The organism is Nocardia sp. CDC519 (assembly GCF_059509835.1).
Genome location: NZ_CM183377.1, coordinates 3039815 through 3057511 on the forward strand (window position 1 = coordinate 3039815; position 17697 = coordinate 3057511).

The window sequence follows — 17697 nt, forward strand, 5'->3', positions numbered from 1 at the left end:
CCGGAAGAACACCGCCCGATCAGGTGTTTTCCTTCACAGACGGTGAGGTCGAACCGAGGCGATCGGCGCGATGTTCGGGTTGTACGACTCCGGTTACATACTGGCCCGGCTGATCTTCGAGCGACTGCTCGGGCTGGTGTACCTGGTCGCCTTCCTATCGACGCTGGCCCAGTTCCGGGCGCTGTGCGGCGACCATGGATTGCTTCCGGCGCGCCGGTATCTGCGGGCGGCGGGCTTCCGGCGCGCGCCCAGCCTGTTCCAGCTGCACTACTCCGATCGGATGGCGGTGGCGCTGGCCGGGCTGGGCGTCGCGTTGTCCGCGGCCGTGGTGGCCGGTGTGCTCGATGTCGTCGCGCTGCCGGTGGCCATGGCGATCTGGGCGGCCCTGTGGGTGCTGTATCTATCCTTCGTGCACGCCGGGCGGGTGTTCTACGGCTTCGTGTGGGAGATGCTGCTGCTGGAAGTCGGGTTCCTGGCGATCTTCCTGGGAAACGCCGGCACCGCGCCGCCGATCCTGGTGGTGTTGCTGCTGCGCTGGGTGCTGGTGCGGCTCGAGGTCGGCGCGGGCCTGATCAAGATCCGCAATGATCCGGCCTGGCGTAACCGCACCGCCCTGTACTACCACCACGAGACCCAGCCGCTGCCGAACCGGTTCAGCTGGTACTTCCACCATCTGCCCAAGCCGATGCATCGCCTGGAAGTGGTGGGAAACCATGTCGCGCAGCTGATCGTGCCGTTCGGGCTGCTGTGCCCGCAGCCGATCGCGTCGGTGTCGGCGGTGATCATCATCGTGACCCAGCTGTGGCTGATGGTCAGCGGCAATTTCGCGTGGCTGAATCTGCTGACGATCACCCTGGCCACCCTCGCCCTCGATGGCCGGTTGCTGAACGCGATCCTGCCGGTCGAGCCGGCCCCGGCCGCGGATGGGCCGGTCTGGTTCACCGTCCTCGTGACGGTGGTCGCCGTGGTGATGGTGGCCGCGAGCTGGGCGCCCGTGCGCAATATGGCCTCGCGCGACCAGGTGATGAATGCCGCGTTCAACCGCTTCTACCTCGGCAACACCTACGGCCTGTTCGGCCACATCACCCGCACCCGGTTCGAGATCGTGATCGAAGGCACCGATGACGACCCCGACGCCGATCCCACCTGGAAGCCCTACGAGTTCAAGGGCAAACCCGGCACGCCGACCCGGCGCCCGCGCCAGGTGGCGCCGTATCACCTGCGGCTGGATTGGATGATGTGGTTCGCGGCGATGTCGAACCGCTACGCCGAAACCTGGTTCCTGAACCTGATGGTCCACCTGCTGCACGGCGATCCGGCGACGCTGCGGCTCCTCGGCGCCAATCCGTTCCCGCGGCGACCGCCGAAGTACGTGCGCGCCCTGCTGTACCTCTACCGGTTCACTTCCTTCGCGGAACGGCGCCGCACCGGGGCATGGTGGTCGCGCGAGCTGATCGACGAGTACATGCCGCCGGCCGCCCTGCTCAGCACCCGCCAGGCCGCAGCGGACGCGCGCGCCTCCGCCGAGGGCGAGCAGGAGTCCGGCCGGACCGCCGGAAGCCGCGACTCCAGTCGTGACAAGCGGCCGCGCCCACCCCGCCGCTGATCGGCATCGCCGCTAATGGCCGGTCGACGCCCCGGTATCGACGACCAGCGCGACCAGCATCGCCGTGGCGGCCAGCAGGCTGAGCCCGATCAGGATCACCGGTGCGGTACCGAGGGTAGCGAGGACGGTGAGGCAGGCGAGAAAGGTGAGGATGTAGTGGTGCGCGTGCTGTGGTGCCATCGGATTCCTTCCGGCCGGGATCGGTGCGGACGGTGCGGTGACCGCGTGTACGGGCGAACCTGCACAGCTTCGGGACCGCTGCGGGTGTGCGTGGTGGTGAAAACGACGGGCTGTCCGGCGGACAGGGTCTTGTAGCCGGTGGTCTCGATCGCGGAGAAATCGACGAAGACCGCCTCGGTGCCGTCATCGGGGGAGAGGAACCCGAATCCCTTCTCCGCGTTGAACCAGGCCACAGTGCCGTGCCGCCACAGATAACCTATGCCATCCGACATAGATTTCTTATAGCACTCGGGTCAGCGGAGTTTCAAGTCGGTGCGGCGCCCGCGACATCCGACATGTGCTGCGGCAGGGGCGTTATCGTTGCGCCGGGGCCGGACGCTGCGAGCGGGCAGGAGGCGTGATGTCGCACGAAGAGGTCGACGAGGCGTTCGATGCGCTCATCGCCGCCGCGGACAGTCCGATGTGGGTGGTCACCACCGTCGCCGACGGTCGAAGGGCCGGCTGTCTGGTCGGCTTCGCCGGCCAGGTCGGCATCACGCCGCGCCGGTTTCTGGTGGCGGTGTCGAAGAACAATCACACCTACCGGATCGCCCGCCGCGCGGGATATCTCGCCGTGCATCTGCTCACCGGCGACCAGTTCGATCTGGCGCGTCTGTTCGGGTCGACGACGGGAGATTCCACCGACAAGTTCGCGCGGTGCGCGTGGTCCGGCGGCCCGCACGGCTTGCCGATCCTCGACGGGGCGGCCGGCTGGTTCGCCGGGCGGGTCATCGCCCGTAGTGATTTCGGCGATCATGTCGGTCATCTGCTCGAGCCGATGACCGCGACGGCGCCGCCGCCCACCGCGACCTCGTCGGCGCTGCACCTTCGGGCAGTGGCCGATCTGACGCCGGGCCATGAAGCCTGACGACGTGTCGCGACGAGCGGCGGCGCGTTCGAGAACCGTTGCCGGCTAGGCGGGTTCGGTCGCCGAGGTTTCCGCCTTCGCCGGTGCCGTCTCCTGCTCGGCCCGGATCTCGGCGCCCGATTCCGCTTGCGGCACCGTGAAAGTGGCCGCGACGGCAGCAACGGCGATCACGAAACAGCCGATCGTGTACCAGAGATTGCCGATCGGGTCGCCGTCGGCCGTCACGCCGTCCACGGCGCCGAAGAAGTCGGGCAACGCCGACGCCCACAGCAACGCCATCACGGCCAGATACACCAGGGCGTACCCCTGCACGAATCGATTGCGGTACCCGTATGCCCGCGTGGTGCCCGCGCGCAACGCCGCCCACTGCCGGTAGATGAGCACCGCCGCCACCACCGAGAGCACGACGAGCTCTGCGGCGTAGACGAATCCGCGCACGGAGTCGCTGCCGATCCCGATGATCGTGGCGGGCAGCGGCAGGACGAACGTGCCGACCGAGGCCAGCAGGCCGATCACCACGGTGCGCCACACCAGTTGCGGGCCGGTGAACGTCGTGCCCGCGTCGACGTGGCGGCCCACGAAGTACTGCACACACAGGGCCAGCGACATCGGCCACAGTGCGGCGAACACCACCACGCTCGGCAGCGGCACCGCATCGAAGAACGGCTGGTTGATGGGGTTGTCCAGCGACCACTCCCACCAGCGCAGCTGCGGACCGATGTGGTCGAAGATCTCGTAGAACGCGTGATGCACGAAACCGACGCACGCCGCACCGAGCAGCACGCCGTGGCGGCGGAAGATCCCGAGCATCCGCACGATTTCGAAGGCCACCGTCGCCATGAACGGATAGATCGCGATGATGTAGAGCGGCAGCCTGCCCCAGAGGAATTCCACGGTGAACAGGTTGTGCGCGAACATCGTGTCCACATGCTCGTCGATGCCGAACGCGCCGGGGAAATACAGTGGCGGTTCGATCACGAACAGGTAGGCGGTGGCGCCGAACCAGAGCACCAGGTTGGTCGGGTCACCGTGTTTGCGCAGCCGCATGATCGCGTAGAGCAGCGCGAGCACCGAGCCGAGGACGATGGTGACCTCGAGCGCGAGCAGCGTCCAGTTCTCCAGCCCGGCGGGATTGCGGAACTCGACCAGCCCGCCGGTCTCCGCGCAGGAAAAGCCCATGCGCTCGGCGAGATCGGCGAAGGTCGGGGTACACAGATCGCTCATGAGTTCACCGCCGAGGCGACGGAGGTGTTCTGGTCCGCGGTGTACCAGCGGGTGCAGTCGTAGCCGGCGTCATAGCGGGCGAACCACCGGTCGGCCAGTTCGGGCAGGTTCTCGTGGGTCGGGTCGTGCTTGGGCATCTGGCTGCGGAACACACCGGCCAGTGCGGTGAGCTGTTCCTTGCGTGGCAGTCCGTCGAACGCGCGCGGCATCGGGCCCTTGGTCAGGTATGGCGCGAAGAACGTCAGCACCTTCTGCTTCGCACGGTGGCGGGCGAACATGGCCATGGCGTCGACCTGGCGGTCCGCGAGCGGGACATGCTGGTTGAAGCCCATGCAGGCGATCCGGATTACCTTCATCACGTGCGCGAAGATCGATGGCGCCATCCGCATCCGGTAGAGCTCGTCGCCGACCACGGCGTTGAACAGGATCAGCGCGGAACTGCGGTGCTCGACCTCCTCGACGAAGTGCCAGATGAACAGCGAGGCCACTCTGTCGTCACCGGGGCGGAACAGGGTGTCCTCGTTGTCGAGCATCAGCTTGAACACCGGCGTGAAGGTGGCCTCCAGGTCGGCGGTGTAGGCGAGCCGGTAGTTCTGTGAGGTGGCCTCGGTGAGCAGATCGAACTCGCCGATCACCGCGTCGAGGGTGTTCTGCAGCCCGGGATATTTCTTGATCAGCGCCTTGACGTGCTGACGGTGCGCGGTCGAGTGATGGCCTTCCTGGCGCATGAAGGCGGTGGCTTCCGCGGCCACCTCCGGGTCGGTGAATACCGGCTTGAGCTGCATGATCAGCTTCACGATCATCTTCTCGAAGCCGACGGCCAGGAACGAGACCGCGTTCGACATGCTCGACCAGGCCGGGTTCTGCGGGTTCCACAGGAACGGGACATCCGCGTCCTCGAATCCGAAATCCATCTTTCGGGGCTGCACATTCGTCACAGGGAGTACCTCGCGTCGGGGATGGGGCGGTCGCTGCGCGGAGCAGCGCTCTGCACGTAACCATACAACCAAGCATCCGCTTGTATGATTACTTTGTGAAGATCACCGGACCCGGACACGGCGGTGGTAATGTCCGCTCGGTGGCGCGCAGACGCGGATGGGGCGGGAGTCCGCCGAAAGACGACGAGGAAGCGCACCAGCGCATCGTCGCCACCGCGGTGGAGTTGATCGGCCGCACCGGTGCGGCGGTCAGCATCGCCGATGTCGCCGACGCCCTCGGAGTCATCCGCCAGACCGTCTACCGCTATTTCCCCAGCGCCGAATCGCTGCTGACGGCAGCCGCCGTCGCCTCGGTCGACGGATTCCTCGACCGGCTGGCCGCCCACGTCGCCGGCCTGGACGATCCGGCCGAGGCGATGACCGAAGCCGCCCTGTTCACCCTGGCCGACGTGCGCCGCACCCCGCACCTGGCCATCGTGCTGACGAGCTCGTACTCGACCATCGACCCCGACAGCATGACCTCGGTACAGGCCAAGTTGTTCGGTATGACGATGATCCACCGCTTCGACGTCGACTGGGCCCGCCACGGCTACGACGAACCCGCCCTGGAAGAACTGGTCGAATTCGTCCTCCGCACCATGCACTCGTTCCTGGTGTCCCCGGGCAACCCGCCGCGCACCGAGCACGAATTGCGCGCCTACCTGCGGCGCTGGATGGGTTCGGCCATCGCCGCCCAGCGCGACATCGTGACGCGGGCCGCCCGGCCCGGCTGACCCGGCGGCCTCAGCCGCGTACCGGCAAGCCCGGCCGGGGGAGCCGGCGGAGCGGTGCCGCCGACGTGTGCGAGTTGGAAACCGGTCTCACTCAGGTGGTGGGTTGCCGCAGCCGGCCGCCGAACTCAGGTTCAGGGCGATGTCGACGATCAGGTCTTCCTGCCCGCCCACCAGTCCGCGTCGTCCGGCTTCGGTGAGCAGGGCGCGCACTTCGACGCCATGGATGGCCGACGCGCGTTCGGCGTGCCGCAGGAAGCTGGAGTAGACCCCGGCGTAGCCCTGGGTGAGCGTCTCGCGGTCGACCTGGACGGGCCGGTCGATCAGCGGGCGGATCAGGTCGTCCGCTGCGTCGGTGAGCGCGTTCAGATCGGCGCCGTGCTTCCAGCCGGTGAGGTCGGCGACGGCGACGAACGCCTCGAGCGGGGTATTGCCCGCGCCCGCACCGAGTCCGGCGAGGGAGGCATCGACGCGGGCGACGCCCTCCTCGACGGCGACGACACTGTTGGCCACCGCCAGTGACAGGTTCTGATGCGCGTGCACCCCGATCTCGGTGGCCGGGTCGAGCACGTCGCGGTAGGCGCGCACCCGCCGGCGGATACCGTCCATGGTGAGGTGGCCACCGGAATCGGTGACGTAAACACAGTGCGCCCCATAGGATTCCATCAGCGCTGCCTGCTCGGCCAGCCCGGCCGGAGTGTTCATATGGCTCATCATCAGGAACCCGGAGACGTCCATGCCGAGGTCACGGGCGTGGCCGATGTGCTGGGCGGAGATATCGGCTTCGGTGCAGTGGGTGGCCACCCGTACCGAGCGCACGCCGAGGTCATAGGCGCGCCGCAGATCGGCGACGGTGCCGACGCCGGGTAACAGCAGGGTGGTCAACCGGGCGGAGGTCAGCACGCCTGCGGCGGCTTCCAGCCATTCCCAGTCGGTATGGCTGCCGGGACCGTAGGTGAGGCTGGCGCCGGCCAGCCCGTCGCCGTGGGCGACCTCCACCGCGTCCACCCCGGCGGCGTCGAGTGCGGCGGCGATGGTGGCGACGCGCTCGGGCGTGATGCGGTGCCGCAGCGCGTGCATGCCGTCGCGCAGCGTGACGTCCTGGAGAAAGACGGTGGTCATCGGGTCGGCTCCGGTGCGGCGGTGAGCTGCTCGGCCACGCGCAGGGCGGCCGAGGTCATGATGTCGAGGTTGCCCGCATACGCGGGTAGATAGTGGGCGGCGCCTTCGACTTCCAGGAACACCGACACCTGATGGGTCACCGGGTCGGCGCCGACGAGCGTGCGCACATCCGAGCCGACCTCGCTGATCTGGATGTCCTGCACGAGCCGGTAGCCGGGCACATAGGCCGCGACGGCATCGGTCATCTCCCGCACCGATTCCCGAATCCGTTGCGGTGCACCACCATCGGTGTCGTTGATCAGCGCGAGCACGGTGTCGCGCATGATCAGCGGCGGGTCGGCCGGATTGAGCACGATGATCGCCCGGCCGCGCCGCGCACCACCGACCGCCGCGATGGCGGCGCTGGTGGTCTCGGTGAACTCATCGATGTTGGCGCGGGTGCCAGGGCCCGCGGATTTCGAGGCGATACTGGCGACGATCTCCGCGTAGGGCACCTCGGTGACGCGGCTGATGGCGGCCACGATCGGGATAGTGGCCTGCCCGCCGCAGGTCACCATATTGACGTCGGCGGCGTCGAGGTGGGCGGCCAGGTTCACCGGCGGGACCACGAACGGTCCGAGTGCGGCGGGGGTCAGGTCGATCAACCGTTTACCGTACGGGGCCAATGCGGCGGCATTGACGTGATGGGCGCGAGCGGAAGTGGCGTCGAAGACGATCTCGATGTCGTCGAACCCTGGCATGGCGATCAACCCCTGCACCCCGTCGGCGGTGGCCGGTACGCCGAGGCGCACGGCGCGAGCGAGCCCATCGGATTCGGGGTCGATTCCGACCATGGCACCCATCTCGAGCCGCTGCGACAGACGCAGCACCTTGATCATCAGATCGGTGCCGATATTGCCGGACCCGATCACGGCGACCTTCGTACGACTCATGCGTTCTCCCAGGTGAATTCGACGGAGCTGACGACCTCGGCGCCGCGGCCGATCTCCGCGCGGACCAGGGTGCCCGGACACAGTGCCGCCATCGGTCCCAGCGCACCGGATAACACGATGTCCCCGGCTCGCAGCGGATCACCGAACTCACGGGCGGCGCGCGCCAGCCAGGCCAGCGCCACGAGCGGATCCCCGAGACAGTCCGCACCGGTTCCTTCGGAGACCAGCGTGCCGTCCACGCTCATCCGCATGGCGATCTCGCGCGGTTCGAACTCGCTCAGCGTCAGGGCGGGCTGCCCGAGGGTGAACCAGCCGCTCGATGCGTTGTCTGCGACCGTGTCACCGAAACTGATGTCCCAGTGCGCGATGCGGCTGTCGACGATCTCGAGTGCCGCCACCGCATGGTCGATCGCCTCGCGCACGCTGTGCGCATCCAGATCGTCGCGGTCGAGATCGGCGGCGAGCACGAAGGCGAGCTCGGCTTCCACTTTCGGTTGCAGCAGCGGAGGCCGTAGTGCGGCCGGGGTCTGCGGAACCTGCATATCGGCGAAGAGCACGCCGAAATCGGGCTGGTCCACGCCGAGCTGCTGTTGTACGGCGGGGGAGGTCAGCCCGATCTTGCGCCCCACCACCCGAGCCCCGGCCGCGCGCCTGCGCCGCACTCCGAGGGTTTGCACCGTGTAAGCCGCCGCCACGTCATCGCTGCCGATCAGGTCGCGCACCGGCGATGTGGGCACTCCCGTCCTGGTGGCAGCGTACAGGCGTTCGGCGGCGGCCAGGACGGTGGGGCCGACGGGGTATCGGGCCACGGTCGAACTCATCGGTTCTCCTCTGCGCGGATGGACTCGGCGGGCTCCCGGTCGGAAATAGTGGCGGACAGGTGCAGTTGCCGTCGCAGCGCCGCGACGAGCTCACCGGTCCGTTCCGGTGTGGCGGCGCCGAAGACGAACCGGTCCGGGCGCATCAGCACCACTCCGCCCGGTCGCAGCTTCGCGGTGCCGAACCAGCGCATCAGCGCGCCGGTGTGGTCTTCGAGGTCGACCACGTCGTCGCGACCGTCGCCCGGCTTGCCCCGCGGACGTCCGCCGAGCGGGTACACCGAGACGAACCGCGTGTCGAGCGCGCGCAGCACGTCCAGGTCGGTGGCGGTGAAGGCGCCGCGCGGATCGGTGCCGTAACCGAGCACGGCGAATCCGAGGCCGAGATGGTCGTCGAGGCGGCTGTGACGTCCGTCGTAGCTGCGGACCTGCGGCTGCGGCGACAACCCGCCCTCGATGCCGCGCAGCCCCCGGCGCGGCAGGCCGAGGTAGGCGCCGCGACGGAAACGTGGTGCAGGCTTGAACTTGGCCTGGCGGATCCAGCCGCCGAGACCGGGCATCCGCACCGTGGTCGCGAGAAGCGCGTCGCGCACCGCGGCGAGTCTCCGATTACGCAGGGAAACCACGTTCTTGTTCACTACCGACAGGTCGATCATCGCCTTCGCATGCGGCCGGCGTTCGCTTTCGTAGCTGTCCAGAATCGCCGGATCGGCCCCGAAACGCAGGATCGCGGCGAGTTTCCAGGACAGGTTGTCCGCATCGCGCACACCGGAATTCATGCCCTGGCCGATGAACTGCGGAGTCATGTGCGCGGCGTCGCCCGCGATCAGGATCCGGTCCGCGCGCCAGCGGTCGGCGACCACGGCGTTGAAGGTGTAGACGAGCTTGCGCAGCACCTCGACCTCGTCGGGATCGACGTAGCGGGCGATGTGGCGGCGCACCGTTTGCGGGTCCTCCATCTCCTGCCCGGTCTGATCCGCTCGCAGCATGAACTCGAAGCGGTGGTGGCGGTCCGGTTGTGGGCAGGACACGATCGGCAGTTCCGGATCGCACACGAAGTCGAAGTACGGCAGGTGCCGGAACGCGTCGACGCCGTCGCGTGCCCTCAGGTCGACCACCAGCCAGCGTTCCGGGAAGCTGGTGCCGGACATGTCGATTCCGAGCTGGGTGCGCACCACCGAGCGACCGCCATCGCAGCCGACCAGGAACTTCGCCCGCACTCGCTCGGTGCTGCCCGGTGCGAGTTCGGCCGGATGCCGGCCGTACCCGGTGCCGAGGCATTCGGCGTGCTCGACGACCACACCGGCGCGGTCCTGCTCGAAGCCGGTGACCGCACGGCCGCGGCGCACCGTGACGTGCGGATACCGCTCGAGCGCGCGCTCGAGGCTGTTCTCCAGATAGGGCTGGTAGAGAAAGTTGGTGACCGGCCAGCTCAACGGCCGTTCGATCTGGTTGAACTGGGCCAGGACCCGTCCATCTCCGCGTACCCATTGCACGGTGGAATCGAGGTTCATCTCGGCGTGGATCTCGTCGGCGACGCCTGCGGTCTGGAAGATCCGCAGGCATTCGTCGTCGGTGTAGACCGCGCGCGCGAGCCCGTAGTACTCCGGCTCGCGTTCGAGGACCAGGGCATCGATGCCATGGCGACCGAGCAGATTGGCCAGCGTCAGGCCGGTGGGACCGAGGCCGACGATCACCACCTCATGATCGAATTCGTTCATCTGGCTGTACTTCCGGTGAGTTCGGGAACAATGATCTCCGGTGTGCGCAGGCGTGCGGCCGCGGTGCGCAGCTGGGCAAGCCGCTCCAGCGGACCTGCCGAGACGGTGTGATGGCCCCAGGTGCTGATGCCCTGGTAGGTCGTGGCCTGCCAGGCGGCGTCGAGTTCGGGCGTGACCACCACCGGGTTCCAGCCGACCTCGAGCTCGAATCCCGAGGGCGTGACGCAATAGAACGACAGCTCACGATCATTGGTGTGCTGCCCGACCGACCACGCCATCCGGAAACCCAGATCGGTGACCCGGCCGTAGGCGGCGAGCATGTCGTCCAGCGTCGCGGACTGGATATTGACATGCTGCACCCGCGTGCGGATCGGATCGATCGTGATACCCCGGATATTCGCGACGGCGATCGAGTGATGCCGTTCGTTGACCCGCAGAAATCGAATCCGCATCCGCAGCCCGGAGATGTTCTCGTCGATGAAATCCGAGAGCTTGCAGTCGAACAGCGTGCGGTAGTAGGAGTGCATCGCCTCCGGCTCCCGCGACACGATCGCCACATGCCCCATCCCGGCCTCCCCGGTCACCCAGCCGGAGCTGAGCATCCGCAACGGTTCGGCCGTGGTGACGGCGGTGGTGAAGATCTCGGTCGCGATGCCCTTCGGGCCGGGAAACCGCCACAATCGCTCCACCCCGCGCAGCGCCGCCTCCCCGCCGGTGCCCTCCCGGATCGGCACGCCGCGATCGGCGAGCCGCGCCAGAATGCGGTCGAAGGTCTCGTGGTCGTCGACCTGCCAGCCGATCGCCGTCACGTCCTCGTCGGTGCCCTGCCGGATCAGGAAGCGGCACGCGCGGTCGTCGAGCCGGAACCGCAGCGTGTCGCCGTCGAGCCGGTCGACATGCAGGCCGATGGCCGATCTGCCGAATCGGTCCCACTCGGTGAGCCTCTGTGACCGCACCTCGAGGTAGCCGAGATGCACCGCGCCGAATACCGAGCCGGGATGCGGGAAGGCGGTCATCGTGATTCCCCGAGGAAGGCCGCGGCCAGCTCATTGAACAGATCGGCGCGCTCCCACTGCACCCAGTGCCCTGTGCGCGCTGCCATGTACACGTCGCAGTTGGGCATGCGTTCGGCCAGCATGCGCGCGCCGGCCGGCCGATTCACCTGGTCGGCCTCGCCCCACACCACCAGGGTCGGGTGGTTCGCCGTGGCGAGCCGGGCGTCCCGGGTGAAGTCCATCCGCCACAGCGTGCGCAACGCGGTGGGTCCAGACGGGCGGCGCAGCGGCGGGTTCGCGACCACCTCGGGATCGATGCTGTCCCGGTAGCGCCGGTCGATCATGTCGTCGGTGATCGCGCTCGCGTCGTAGACCAGGTATTCCCGCAGGAACGTGGCCAGCTTCTCCCGGCTCGGGCCCGCACCGCCGTAGTAGGCGAGCAGCGTTTGCAGGCCCTTGGTCGGCAGCGCGCGCGTGGTGCCCACCCCGCCCGGACCCATGAGAATCAGCCGATCCACCTTCTCCGGCCGGTCCATGGCCAGTCGCAGCGCCGCCGCGCCACCGTAGGAATTGCCGACCAGATGGGCGCTCGGAACGTCGAGGACGTCGAGCAATCCGCCGACCGCCGCCGCGAGATCGCCGAACGGATCGGACTGATCGATGCGTTTGGTGGAGCGCCCGTAGCCCGGCATGTCCGCCACGATCACCCGGAACCGGCCGGCCAGCGACGCCACATTGCGTGCGTAGTTCGACATCCCGGAGGCGCCGGGACCGCCGCCGTGCAGCAGCACCACGACCGGGCCGGAGCCGGATTCGGTGTAGTAGATGTCGCGGTCGCCGACCCGGGCCGTTCGCCCGGCTTCGACGCCGATATCAGGGTTCGTCACCCGAGACCTCCAGACCATTGATGATGAAATCATCAGTCACGATGGAATCCTTTGTCAAGGTGTTCTGATGATTTCATCAACAACTGGTGATCGCTACTGACGAAACCCTCAGATATGGTTCGACGGGATGAGATGCAGGGAGAGGTGAGAATGACTGGCGAATCGACCGTGCGCACCCGCACCGACCGCCGCCGCGAGCGCACTCGCAACGCGCTGCTGGCCGCGGCCCGCACATTCCTGTCCGAGGGGCGCTCGGCGGTCAGCATTCAGGAGATCACCGACGCCGCCGACGTCGGCTTCGGCTCCTTCTACAACCACTTCGACTCCAAGGAGCAGCTGTTCGACGAGGCGGTGCGCTCCGCGCTCCAGGCCTACAGCGAGCTGCGCGACGGCATCGTCGCCCGCTACGACGATCCGGCCGAAGTGTTCGCCGTGAGCTTCCGGATGACCGGCCGGCTCCAGCGCCGCATCCCGGAGATGGTGCGCGTGGTGCTCAACAGCGGCATGGGTGTGATGATGCGTGATGAGGGGCTGGCCCCGCGCGCCCGCCGCGATATCGCCGCGGCCCAGGAGGCCGGCCGTTTCGAACCGATGGATCCGGACCTGGCCGTGATGGCAGCCGGGGGCGCGATGCTGGGGTTGCTGCAACTGCTCGACGCCGACCCGTCCGCCGACGCCGACGCGCTCTCCGACGAGATGACCTACCGGCTGCTTCGCATGTTCGGCATGAACAAACGGACCGCCCAACGCCTCAGCTCCGGCCCGCTACCCGAGATTCCGGAACTCTGACCACGCCCGGCCGTGAGCTGCCCGTCCCGGGATCGAACGCGCAGCCGGGGCCTGCCGGCGCGCTGCCTAGACTGCGGTGAACGATATCGAGCTCGATCGACAAGGAGAACCCGCCGATGACATCTCCCACCGCGCGCGCACAGATCGGGGTCACCGGCCTCGCGGTCATGGGCAGCAATATCGCCCGGAACTTCGCGCGGCACGGCTACACCGTCGCCCTGCACAACCGCAGTATCGCCAAGGTCGACGCCCTGCTGGCCGAGCACGGCGGTGATGGTGATTTCGTACGCACGGAGTCGATCGAGGAGCTGATCGCGGCGTTGGAGAAGCCGCGCCGGGTGCTGATCATGGTGAAGGCCGGTGAGGCCACCGACGCCGTCATCGAGGAACTGGCCGCGGCCATGGAGCCCGGCGACATCATCATCGACGGCGGCAATGCCCTCTACACCGACACCATCCGGCGCGAGGCGTCGCTGCGCGAGCGCGGGCTCAACTTCGTCGGCGCGGGCATCTCCGGTGGTGAGGAAGGCGCGCTCAACGGGCCGTCGATCATGCCGGGTGGGCCCGCCGAGTCCTACGAATCGCTCGGGCCGCTGCTGGAATCGGTGGCCGCGAAGGTCGACGGCGTCCCGTGCTGCACCCACATCGGCCCGGACGGTTCAGGGCATTTCGTGAAGATGGTGCACAACGGCATCGAGTACGCCGATATGCAGCTCATCGGCGAGGCGTACCACTTGTTCCGCGAGGCGCTCGGCTTCGACGCCAAGCAGATCGCCGATGTGTTCACCCAGTGGAACTCCGGTGATCTGGAGAGCTACCTGGTGGAGATCACCGCCGAGGTGCTGAATCAGGTGGACGCCAAGACAGGGAAGCCGCTGGTCGACGTCATCGTGGACGCCGCCGAGCAGAAGGGCACCGGCCGCTGGACGGTGAAGTCCGCCCTCGATCTGGGCATTCCCGTCACCGGTATCGCGGAGGCCGTCTTCGCCCGCGCGCTGTCCGGTTCGCGTGCCCAGCGTGCCGCCGCCAAGGGCCTGGCCTCGGGCACGCTCGCCGACAAGCCCACCGATGTGGAGACCTTCACCGAGGACATCCGCCGCGCGCTCTACGCCTCCAAGGTCGTCGCCTACGCACAGGGTTTCGATCAGATCGCGGCGGGCAGCGCCGAGTACGGCTGGGGTCTGAAGCCGGGCGATCTGGCCACCATCTGGCGCGGCGGCTGCATCATTCGGGCCCGGTTCCTGAACCGGATCAAGGAGGCCTACGACGAGAACCCGAACTTGGAGAGCCTGATCCTGGCCCCCTACTTCCGTGAGGCCATCGAGACCGCGATCGACAGCTGGCGCCGAGTGGTCGCCACCGCGACCCTGCTCGGCATCCCGGTGCCGGCGTTCGCATCGTCGCTGTCCTACTACGACGCCCTGCGCGCCGAACGCCTGCCCGCCGCCCTCACCCAGGGCCAGCGCGATTTCTTCGGTGCGCACACCTATGAGCGCATCGATGCCGAGGGCAAGTTCCACACGCTGTGGAGCGGGGATCGCAGCGAGATCCAGACCAGCTGAGGGCGGGGAGGCCGGAGCGGCGGCACGTCCGCTCCGACCTCCTGTCCGGCTCAGACGCGTTCGATGCGCGCCAATGTCCTTGCGCTGCCGTCGACTTCGAGTTGGACGTGCAGGCCGTCCCGGCTCTGCCAGGAGCGGATCAGCACCTCGTCGCCGGCCATGACGGGCCCGGCGTGTTCGAGGATCACCCGGTACGGCGGGGCCGGGGCGTCGGGGTAGCGGGCGAGGGCCTCTTCGACCGCCTCCCAGTGCACCGCGTTGTTGACGTGGCCGTAGCGATCCACATCGGTCACCCGCAGCGGGAACGGCCGCACCTCGCCGTCCGCGCCGGTGTGTTCGGCGAGCGCGGGCCGCCAGCGCAGCCGGTGCTGATCGGTGGCGGCGAGCATCGGCGCCATGAAGCGGTCGGTCATCCGGGCCGGGCGCCCGGCCTCGATATCGACGTGGATGAGGAACATCTCGGTCTCGATCAGGCCGCCGTTCTCGCTGCGGACCTGGATCCGCATATTGCACCACCGGTTCGACAGCGCCGAGGGCCAGCGCCGCAGATGCACCCGGTCACCGAATTCGATGGGTGCCAGCACATCGATGACGGTGCGGCGCACGATCCAGCCCGGATGCAGATCGCCGTCGTCGACCACCTGGAGGTGGTCGTAGCCGATGTCCTGGAGGTACCGCGCGACCGCGTCGAGCCGTAGCCGCTCCTCGCCGTCGGTGTCGCCGAGGCGTACCGGCCAATGCTCGTGGAAGGCCCGGTTCTCGTCCGGGCACGGTGTCAGGGGGAACGCGATCTGCGCCAGCCGGTCGGCAGTGGCAGTGCTCATGCGGCTCCTTTCGCAGGTCGCGGGCCAGCGTAGCGCCGGCGACCCTTGCGTGCACGCGCGGCGAGGGGGACCGTGTTGGTGTGGTCGCTGATGTCGAGCGAGGCCGAACCGCATTCCGCGCCGCCGCGTGGGACGAGGCGTACGCGGTGCTGGGCCGGGCGGCCGACACCGGCGAGCTCGACGCCGCGGATCAGGAGATCCTCGCCGAATGCGCCCACCTGCTCGGGCACACCGAGCAGAGCGTCGACCTGCGCGGTGGGCTGTACGCGCAGTACGTGCATGATGGCGCGCACCGCGAGGCCGCACTGTGTGCCTATCGCATCCACCTCGTGCTGAGTTTGCACGGCGATATCGCCGCGGCCATGGGGTGGCTGGCCCGCGCGCAGCGCCTGCTCGCCGCCGAACCCGAATGCGCGGCGCACGGCTATGTGTGCCTGGCCGAGGCCGAGGCGAATTACTTCGCCGGCAATCTCGACCTCTCGCTGGAACTCGGGCGCCGCGTCACCGCGCTCGGCGAACGTTACGGCGATCGCGATCTGGTCGATTACGGTCTGCACCAGCAGGGGCGGGCCCGGGCCGCCCTCGGCGATATCGCGTCCGCTGTGGCTCTGCTCGATGAAGCGATGCTCGCCGTGGTCTCGGGTGAGGTGCGCAGTCCGCTGCTCAGTGCGGGCATCTATTGCAGCTCGATCAGTGTCTGCGAGGCCATCTCCGATATCGCCAGGGCGCAGGCGTGGACGTCGGCGTTCGAGCAGTGGGCGGGTTCGCGTCTGGTCGGCACGCCGATGTCGGGATCGTGCCGGATGCACCGAGCGGTGATCCTGTGGCTGCACGGGTCGTGGATCGAGGCCGAACGCGAGGCCCGGCTGGCCTGCCGGGAGCAGAACGGCACCGTCGCGATGGACGCGGGCCGCGCCTGGTACCAGGTTGGTGAGATCCGGCGACTTGTCGGCGATCTCGCGGGCGCCGAAGAGGCGTTCGCGCACGCCGGCCGATACGGCAGCGAAGTCCAGCCCGGGATGGCCTTGCTGCGCGCCGCGCAGGGACGCTCCGACGCCGCGGCGGCGGGGCTGGCGAGAGCCTTGGCCGAACGGCCCGCCGATCGCCTCGCCCGCGCGAAACTGTTGCCTGCCCTGGCCGAACTATCGCTGGCCGCGGGGGAGTACGCGCAGGCGCAGCAGGTGGTGGCCGAGCTGGAGGCGCTGGCCGATCTCGGTCCGGCGGTGCGGGCCTGCGCCGCCTACGCGCGCGGCGCGCTGCACCTGGCCGAAGACGATCCGGCCGCGGCGCTCCCGGCGCTACGGACCGCGGCGCGGATCTGGTCGGACCTCGATATGCCCTAATTCGGGGTGGATCGTCAATGGGCCGACGACCCCGACGCTGCCCCAGCGGGTGCCGAAATTGGAGCCGGCCAATCGGCCGTCCACGACGGCGGCGAAGGCGGCGCTCGGATCGACTGTCCACCGGGTGCGCACCAGGTCGGCGCTCTGGGCGAACGTCATCGGATCGGGGAGTCCGATGAAGGTGCCGAAGGCAAGGCGGAAGATCGAATCCGCTTCCGCCAGGTCTGATTCCCTCAGTGTCCGGTAGGCGGTCCCCGAGGCGTACCGGTTCGTTGTCGCAGTGCTCATATCCGAACGGTAGGGCCGGGGCCGGGGCTGCCGCATCGGGTGAACGGCCCATTCGGCCGGTGCTCGGCAATGAGGTGAAGTACCCACAGTCGTCCGGTGGACGGCGATCCCGATCTTCGGGAGGCGATGCGTGGTGAAACGCGAGGCCGGGGGAGTATGGAAGGGGAACGGGGTGTCCGCGCGTCGACGGCGCGCCGGAGACGGTGGAACGATCGGTCGAGGAGGCCGGGCATGCGCGGAATCAATCATGTCGTGCTGTACGTGTCGGATCTGGAGCGCAGTCTCGCCTTCTACGAGGGCGTCCTCGGTTTCGAACGGCTGCCCACCGGATTCCCGGGCGGCGCGTTCCTCCGGCACGCCGGTTCGGCCAACGATCACGACCTCGGTCTGTTCCAGGCGCGCAACGCCGCGGCCGCACCGCCCGGTTCGGTCGGGCTGTACCACGTGGCGTGGGAGGTCGACACCTTGGCCGAGCTCGCCGCCATGCGGACGAAGCTGGCCGGGGCGCGTGCGCTCACCGGTTCCGGCGATCATGGTTCGACCAAGGCGCTCTATGGCCGCGACCCGGACGGCATCGAGTTCGAGGTGTGCTGGTTGGTGCCCGATGCACGGGTCGAGGAGGCGTTGCGTCCCGGTACCTCGTTGACGGGGCCGCTGGATATCGACGCTGAGATCGAGCGTTACGGCGCGGATACCGAGGGTGGTCCGCGCACCGATCCGTCTGTGTGGGCCCGGATCGCGGAACGTGATGCCGCGCAACGGGGTTCGTGAACAGCCCCGGGCCGGCAGAA

Annotated in this window: 18 protein-coding genes and 1 pseudogene; 7 read left to right on the forward strand and 12 right to left on the reverse strand. The window is 68.3% G+C overall.

Going from position 1 to position 17697, the window contains the following annotated elements; all coding sequences use genetic code 11:
* Positions 1-70 precede the first annotated feature (70 nt).
* The gene (locus AC5W7N_RS13705; protein WP_495923927.1) at positions 71-1606 is read left to right on the forward strand and encodes a lipase maturation factor family protein; all 1536 of its coding nucleotides are present in this window, start codon (positions 71-73) and stop codon (positions 1604-1606) included.
* Between the two features lie 12 nt (positions 1607-1618).
* Here the strand turns inward: AC5W7N_RS13705 and AC5W7N_RS13710 are convergent, their stop codons facing one another.
* Positions 1619-1786: a hypothetical protein gene (locus AC5W7N_RS13710; protein ID WP_495924266.1), complete on the reverse strand. Its 168-nt coding sequence runs from the start codon at positions 1784-1786 to the stop codon at positions 1619-1621.
* Positions 1787-1899: 113 nt separating this feature from the next.
* Positions 1900-2058, reverse strand: a pseudogene (locus AC5W7N_RS13715) (cold-shock protein); the annotation flags it as partial.
* A gap of 128 nt (positions 2059-2186) precedes the next feature.
* Here AC5W7N_RS13715 and AC5W7N_RS13720 point away from each other — a divergent pair.
* Entirely contained in the window at positions 2187-2693 is a 507-nt protein-coding gene (locus AC5W7N_RS13720) for a flavin reductase family protein (protein WP_163811032.1), read from the forward strand.
* A 45-nt stretch (positions 2694-2738) separates the two neighbouring features.
* Here the strand turns inward: AC5W7N_RS13720 and AC5W7N_RS13725 are convergent, their stop codons facing one another.
* Both AC5W7N_RS13725 and AC5W7N_RS13730 read right to left on the reverse strand, forming a co-directional pair.
* Positions 2739-3917, reverse strand: a complete 1179-nt coding sequence (locus tag AC5W7N_RS13725; protein WP_495923929.1) for a hypothetical protein — start codon at positions 3915-3917, stop codon at positions 2739-2741.
* Entirely contained in the window at positions 3914-4855 is a 942-nt protein-coding gene (locus AC5W7N_RS13730; RefSeq protein ID WP_194991288.1) for a metal-dependent hydrolase, read from the reverse strand. Before AC5W7N_RS13730 ends, AC5W7N_RS13725 begins: the two co-directional genes overlap by 4 nt.
* 140 nt (positions 4856-4995) lie before the next feature.
* On the opposite strand from AC5W7N_RS13730, the gene AC5W7N_RS13735 reads away from it, so the two are divergent.
* Positions 4996-5628: a TetR/AcrR family transcriptional regulator gene (locus tag AC5W7N_RS13735; protein ID WP_495924116.1), complete on the forward strand. Its 633-nt coding sequence runs from the start codon at positions 4996-4998 to the stop codon at positions 5626-5628.
* An 87-nt stretch (positions 5629-5715) separates the two neighbouring features.
* Here the strand turns inward: AC5W7N_RS13735 and dmpG are convergent, their stop codons facing one another.
* The 6 genes from dmpG to AC5W7N_RS13765 are packed head-to-tail and all read right to left on the reverse strand — an operon-like array spanning position 5716 to position 12100.
* A complete protein-coding gene (gene dmpG / locus AC5W7N_RS13740) occupies positions 5716-6747 on the reverse strand; it encodes a 4-hydroxy-2-oxovalerate aldolase (RefSeq protein WP_495923931.1) in 1032 nt (343 codons plus the stop codon).
* Positions 6744-7679 carry an acetaldehyde dehydrogenase (acetylating) gene (locus tag AC5W7N_RS13745; RefSeq protein ID WP_194991290.1) on the reverse strand — a complete coding sequence of 312 codons (936 nt, stop codon included), beginning with the start codon at positions 7677-7679 and terminating at the stop codon, positions 6744-6746. The genes dmpG and AC5W7N_RS13745 overlap by 4 nt, the downstream gene beginning before the upstream one ends.
* The gene (locus AC5W7N_RS13750) at positions 7676-8500 is read right to left on the reverse strand and encodes a 2-keto-4-pentenoate hydratase (RefSeq protein WP_194991291.1); all 825 of its coding nucleotides are present in this window, start codon (positions 8498-8500) and stop codon (positions 7676-7678) included. Before AC5W7N_RS13750 ends, AC5W7N_RS13745 begins: the two co-directional genes overlap by 4 nt.
* Positions 8497-10218 (reverse strand): bifunctional 3-(3-hydroxy-phenyl)propionate/3-hydroxycinnamic acid hydroxylase MhpA, encoded by a 1722-nt coding sequence (mhpA, locus tag AC5W7N_RS13755; protein ID WP_495923933.1) that lies wholly within the window; start codon positions 10216-10218, stop codon positions 8497-8499. Before mhpA ends, AC5W7N_RS13750 begins: the two co-directional genes overlap by 4 nt.
* Positions 10215-11234, reverse strand: coding sequence for a VOC family protein (locus tag AC5W7N_RS13760; protein WP_194991293.1), 1020 nt, complete (start codon positions 11232-11234; stop codon positions 10215-10217). The genes mhpA and AC5W7N_RS13760 overlap by 4 nt, the downstream gene beginning before the upstream one ends.
* Positions 11231-12100, reverse strand: coding sequence for an alpha/beta fold hydrolase (locus AC5W7N_RS13765; protein WP_324191386.1), 870 nt, complete (start codon positions 12098-12100; stop codon positions 11231-11233). The genes AC5W7N_RS13760 and AC5W7N_RS13765 overlap by 4 nt, the downstream gene beginning before the upstream one ends.
* Before the next feature lie 150 nt (positions 12101-12250).
* On the opposite strand from AC5W7N_RS13765, the gene AC5W7N_RS13770 reads away from it, so the two are divergent.
* Both AC5W7N_RS13770 and gnd read left to right on the forward strand, forming a co-directional pair.
* Positions 12251-12889 carry a TetR/AcrR family transcriptional regulator gene (locus AC5W7N_RS13770; protein WP_228806755.1) on the forward strand — a complete coding sequence of 213 codons (639 nt, stop codon included), beginning with the start codon at positions 12251-12253 and terminating at the stop codon, positions 12887-12889.
* A gap of 116 nt (positions 12890-13005) precedes the next feature.
* Positions 13006-14451, forward strand: coding sequence for an NADP-dependent phosphogluconate dehydrogenase (gene gnd / locus AC5W7N_RS13775; RefSeq protein WP_194991542.1), 1446 nt, complete (start codon positions 13006-13008; stop codon positions 14449-14451).
* Between the two features lie 50 nt (positions 14452-14501).
* Here gnd and AC5W7N_RS13780 read toward each other — a convergent pair whose 3' ends face one another.
* Positions 14502-15275: an acyl-[acyl-carrier-protein] thioesterase gene (locus AC5W7N_RS13780; protein WP_194991543.1), complete on the reverse strand. Its 774-nt coding sequence runs from the start codon at positions 15273-15275 to the stop codon at positions 14502-14504.
* A gap of 80 nt (positions 15276-15355) precedes the next feature.
* Here AC5W7N_RS13780 and AC5W7N_RS13785 point away from each other — a divergent pair, with 80 nt between their 5' ends.
* Positions 15356-16618 (forward strand): ATP-binding protein, encoded by a 1263-nt coding sequence (locus AC5W7N_RS13785; RefSeq protein ID WP_194991544.1) that lies wholly within the window; start codon positions 15356-15358, stop codon positions 16616-16618.
* Here AC5W7N_RS13785 and AC5W7N_RS13790 read toward each other — a convergent pair.
* The gene (locus AC5W7N_RS13790) at positions 16574-16906 is read right to left on the reverse strand and encodes a hypothetical protein (RefSeq protein WP_195019447.1); all 333 of its coding nucleotides are present in this window, start codon (positions 16904-16906) and stop codon (positions 16574-16576) included. The genes AC5W7N_RS13785 and AC5W7N_RS13790 overlap by 45 nt on opposite strands.
* Positions 16907-17137: 231 nt before the next feature.
* Here AC5W7N_RS13790 and AC5W7N_RS13795 point away from each other — a divergent pair, with 231 nt between their 5' ends.
* Complete coding sequence (locus AC5W7N_RS13795) at positions 17138-17677, forward strand: VOC family protein (protein WP_195019446.1); 540 nt, start codon at positions 17138-17140, stop codon at positions 17675-17677.
* The last annotated feature ends 20 nt before the right edge of the window (positions 17678-17697 follow it).

Coding starts and splice junctions, on each gene's coding strand:
- AC5W7N_RS13705 (WP_495923927.1), top strand. CDS start 71: ATGTTCGGGTTGTACGACTCCGGTTACATACTGGCCCGGCTGATCTTC.
- AC5W7N_RS13710 (WP_495924266.1), bottom strand. CDS start 1,786: ATGGCACCACAGCACGCGCACCACTACATCCTCACCTTTCTCGCCTGC.
- AC5W7N_RS13720 (WP_163811032.1), top strand. CDS start 2,187: ATGTCGCACGAAGAGGTCGACGAGGCGTTCGATGCGCTCATCGCCGCC.
- AC5W7N_RS13725 (WP_495923929.1), bottom strand. CDS start 3,917: ATGAGCGATCTGTGTACCCCGACCTTCGCCGATCTCGCCGAGCGCATG.
- dmpG (WP_495923931.1), bottom strand. CDS start 6,747: ATGACCACCGTCTTTCTCCAGGACGTCACGCTGCGCGACGGCATGCAC.
- AC5W7N_RS13745 (WP_194991290.1), bottom strand. CDS start 7,679: ATGAGTCGTACGAAGGTCGCCGTGATCGGGTCCGGCAATATCGGCACC.
- AC5W7N_RS13750 (WP_194991291.1), bottom strand. CDS start 8,500: ATGAGTTCGACCGTGGCCCGATACCCCGTCGGCCCCACCGTCCTGGCC.
- mhpA (WP_495923933.1), bottom strand. CDS start 10,218: ATGAACGAATTCGATCATGAGGTGGTGATCGTCGGCCTCGGTCCCACC.
- AC5W7N_RS13760 (WP_194991293.1), bottom strand. CDS start 11,234: ATGACCGCCTTCCCGCATCCCGGCTCGGTATTCGGCGCGGTGCATCTC.
- AC5W7N_RS13770 (WP_228806755.1), top strand. CDS start 12,251: ATGACTGGCGAATCGACCGTGCGCACCCGCACCGACCGCCGCCGCGAG.
- gnd (WP_194991542.1), top strand. CDS start 13,006: ATGACATCTCCCACCGCGCGCGCACAGATCGGGGTCACCGGCCTCGCG.
- AC5W7N_RS13780 (WP_194991543.1), bottom strand. CDS start 15,275: ATGAGCACTGCCACTGCCGACCGGCTGGCGCAGATCGCGTTCCCCCTG.
- AC5W7N_RS13790 (WP_195019447.1), bottom strand. CDS start 16,906: ATGAGCACTGCGACAACGAACCGGTACGCCTCGGGGACCGCCTACCGG.
- AC5W7N_RS13795 (WP_195019446.1), top strand. CDS start 17,138: ATGCGCGGAATCAATCATGTCGTGCTGTACGTGTCGGATCTGGAGCGC.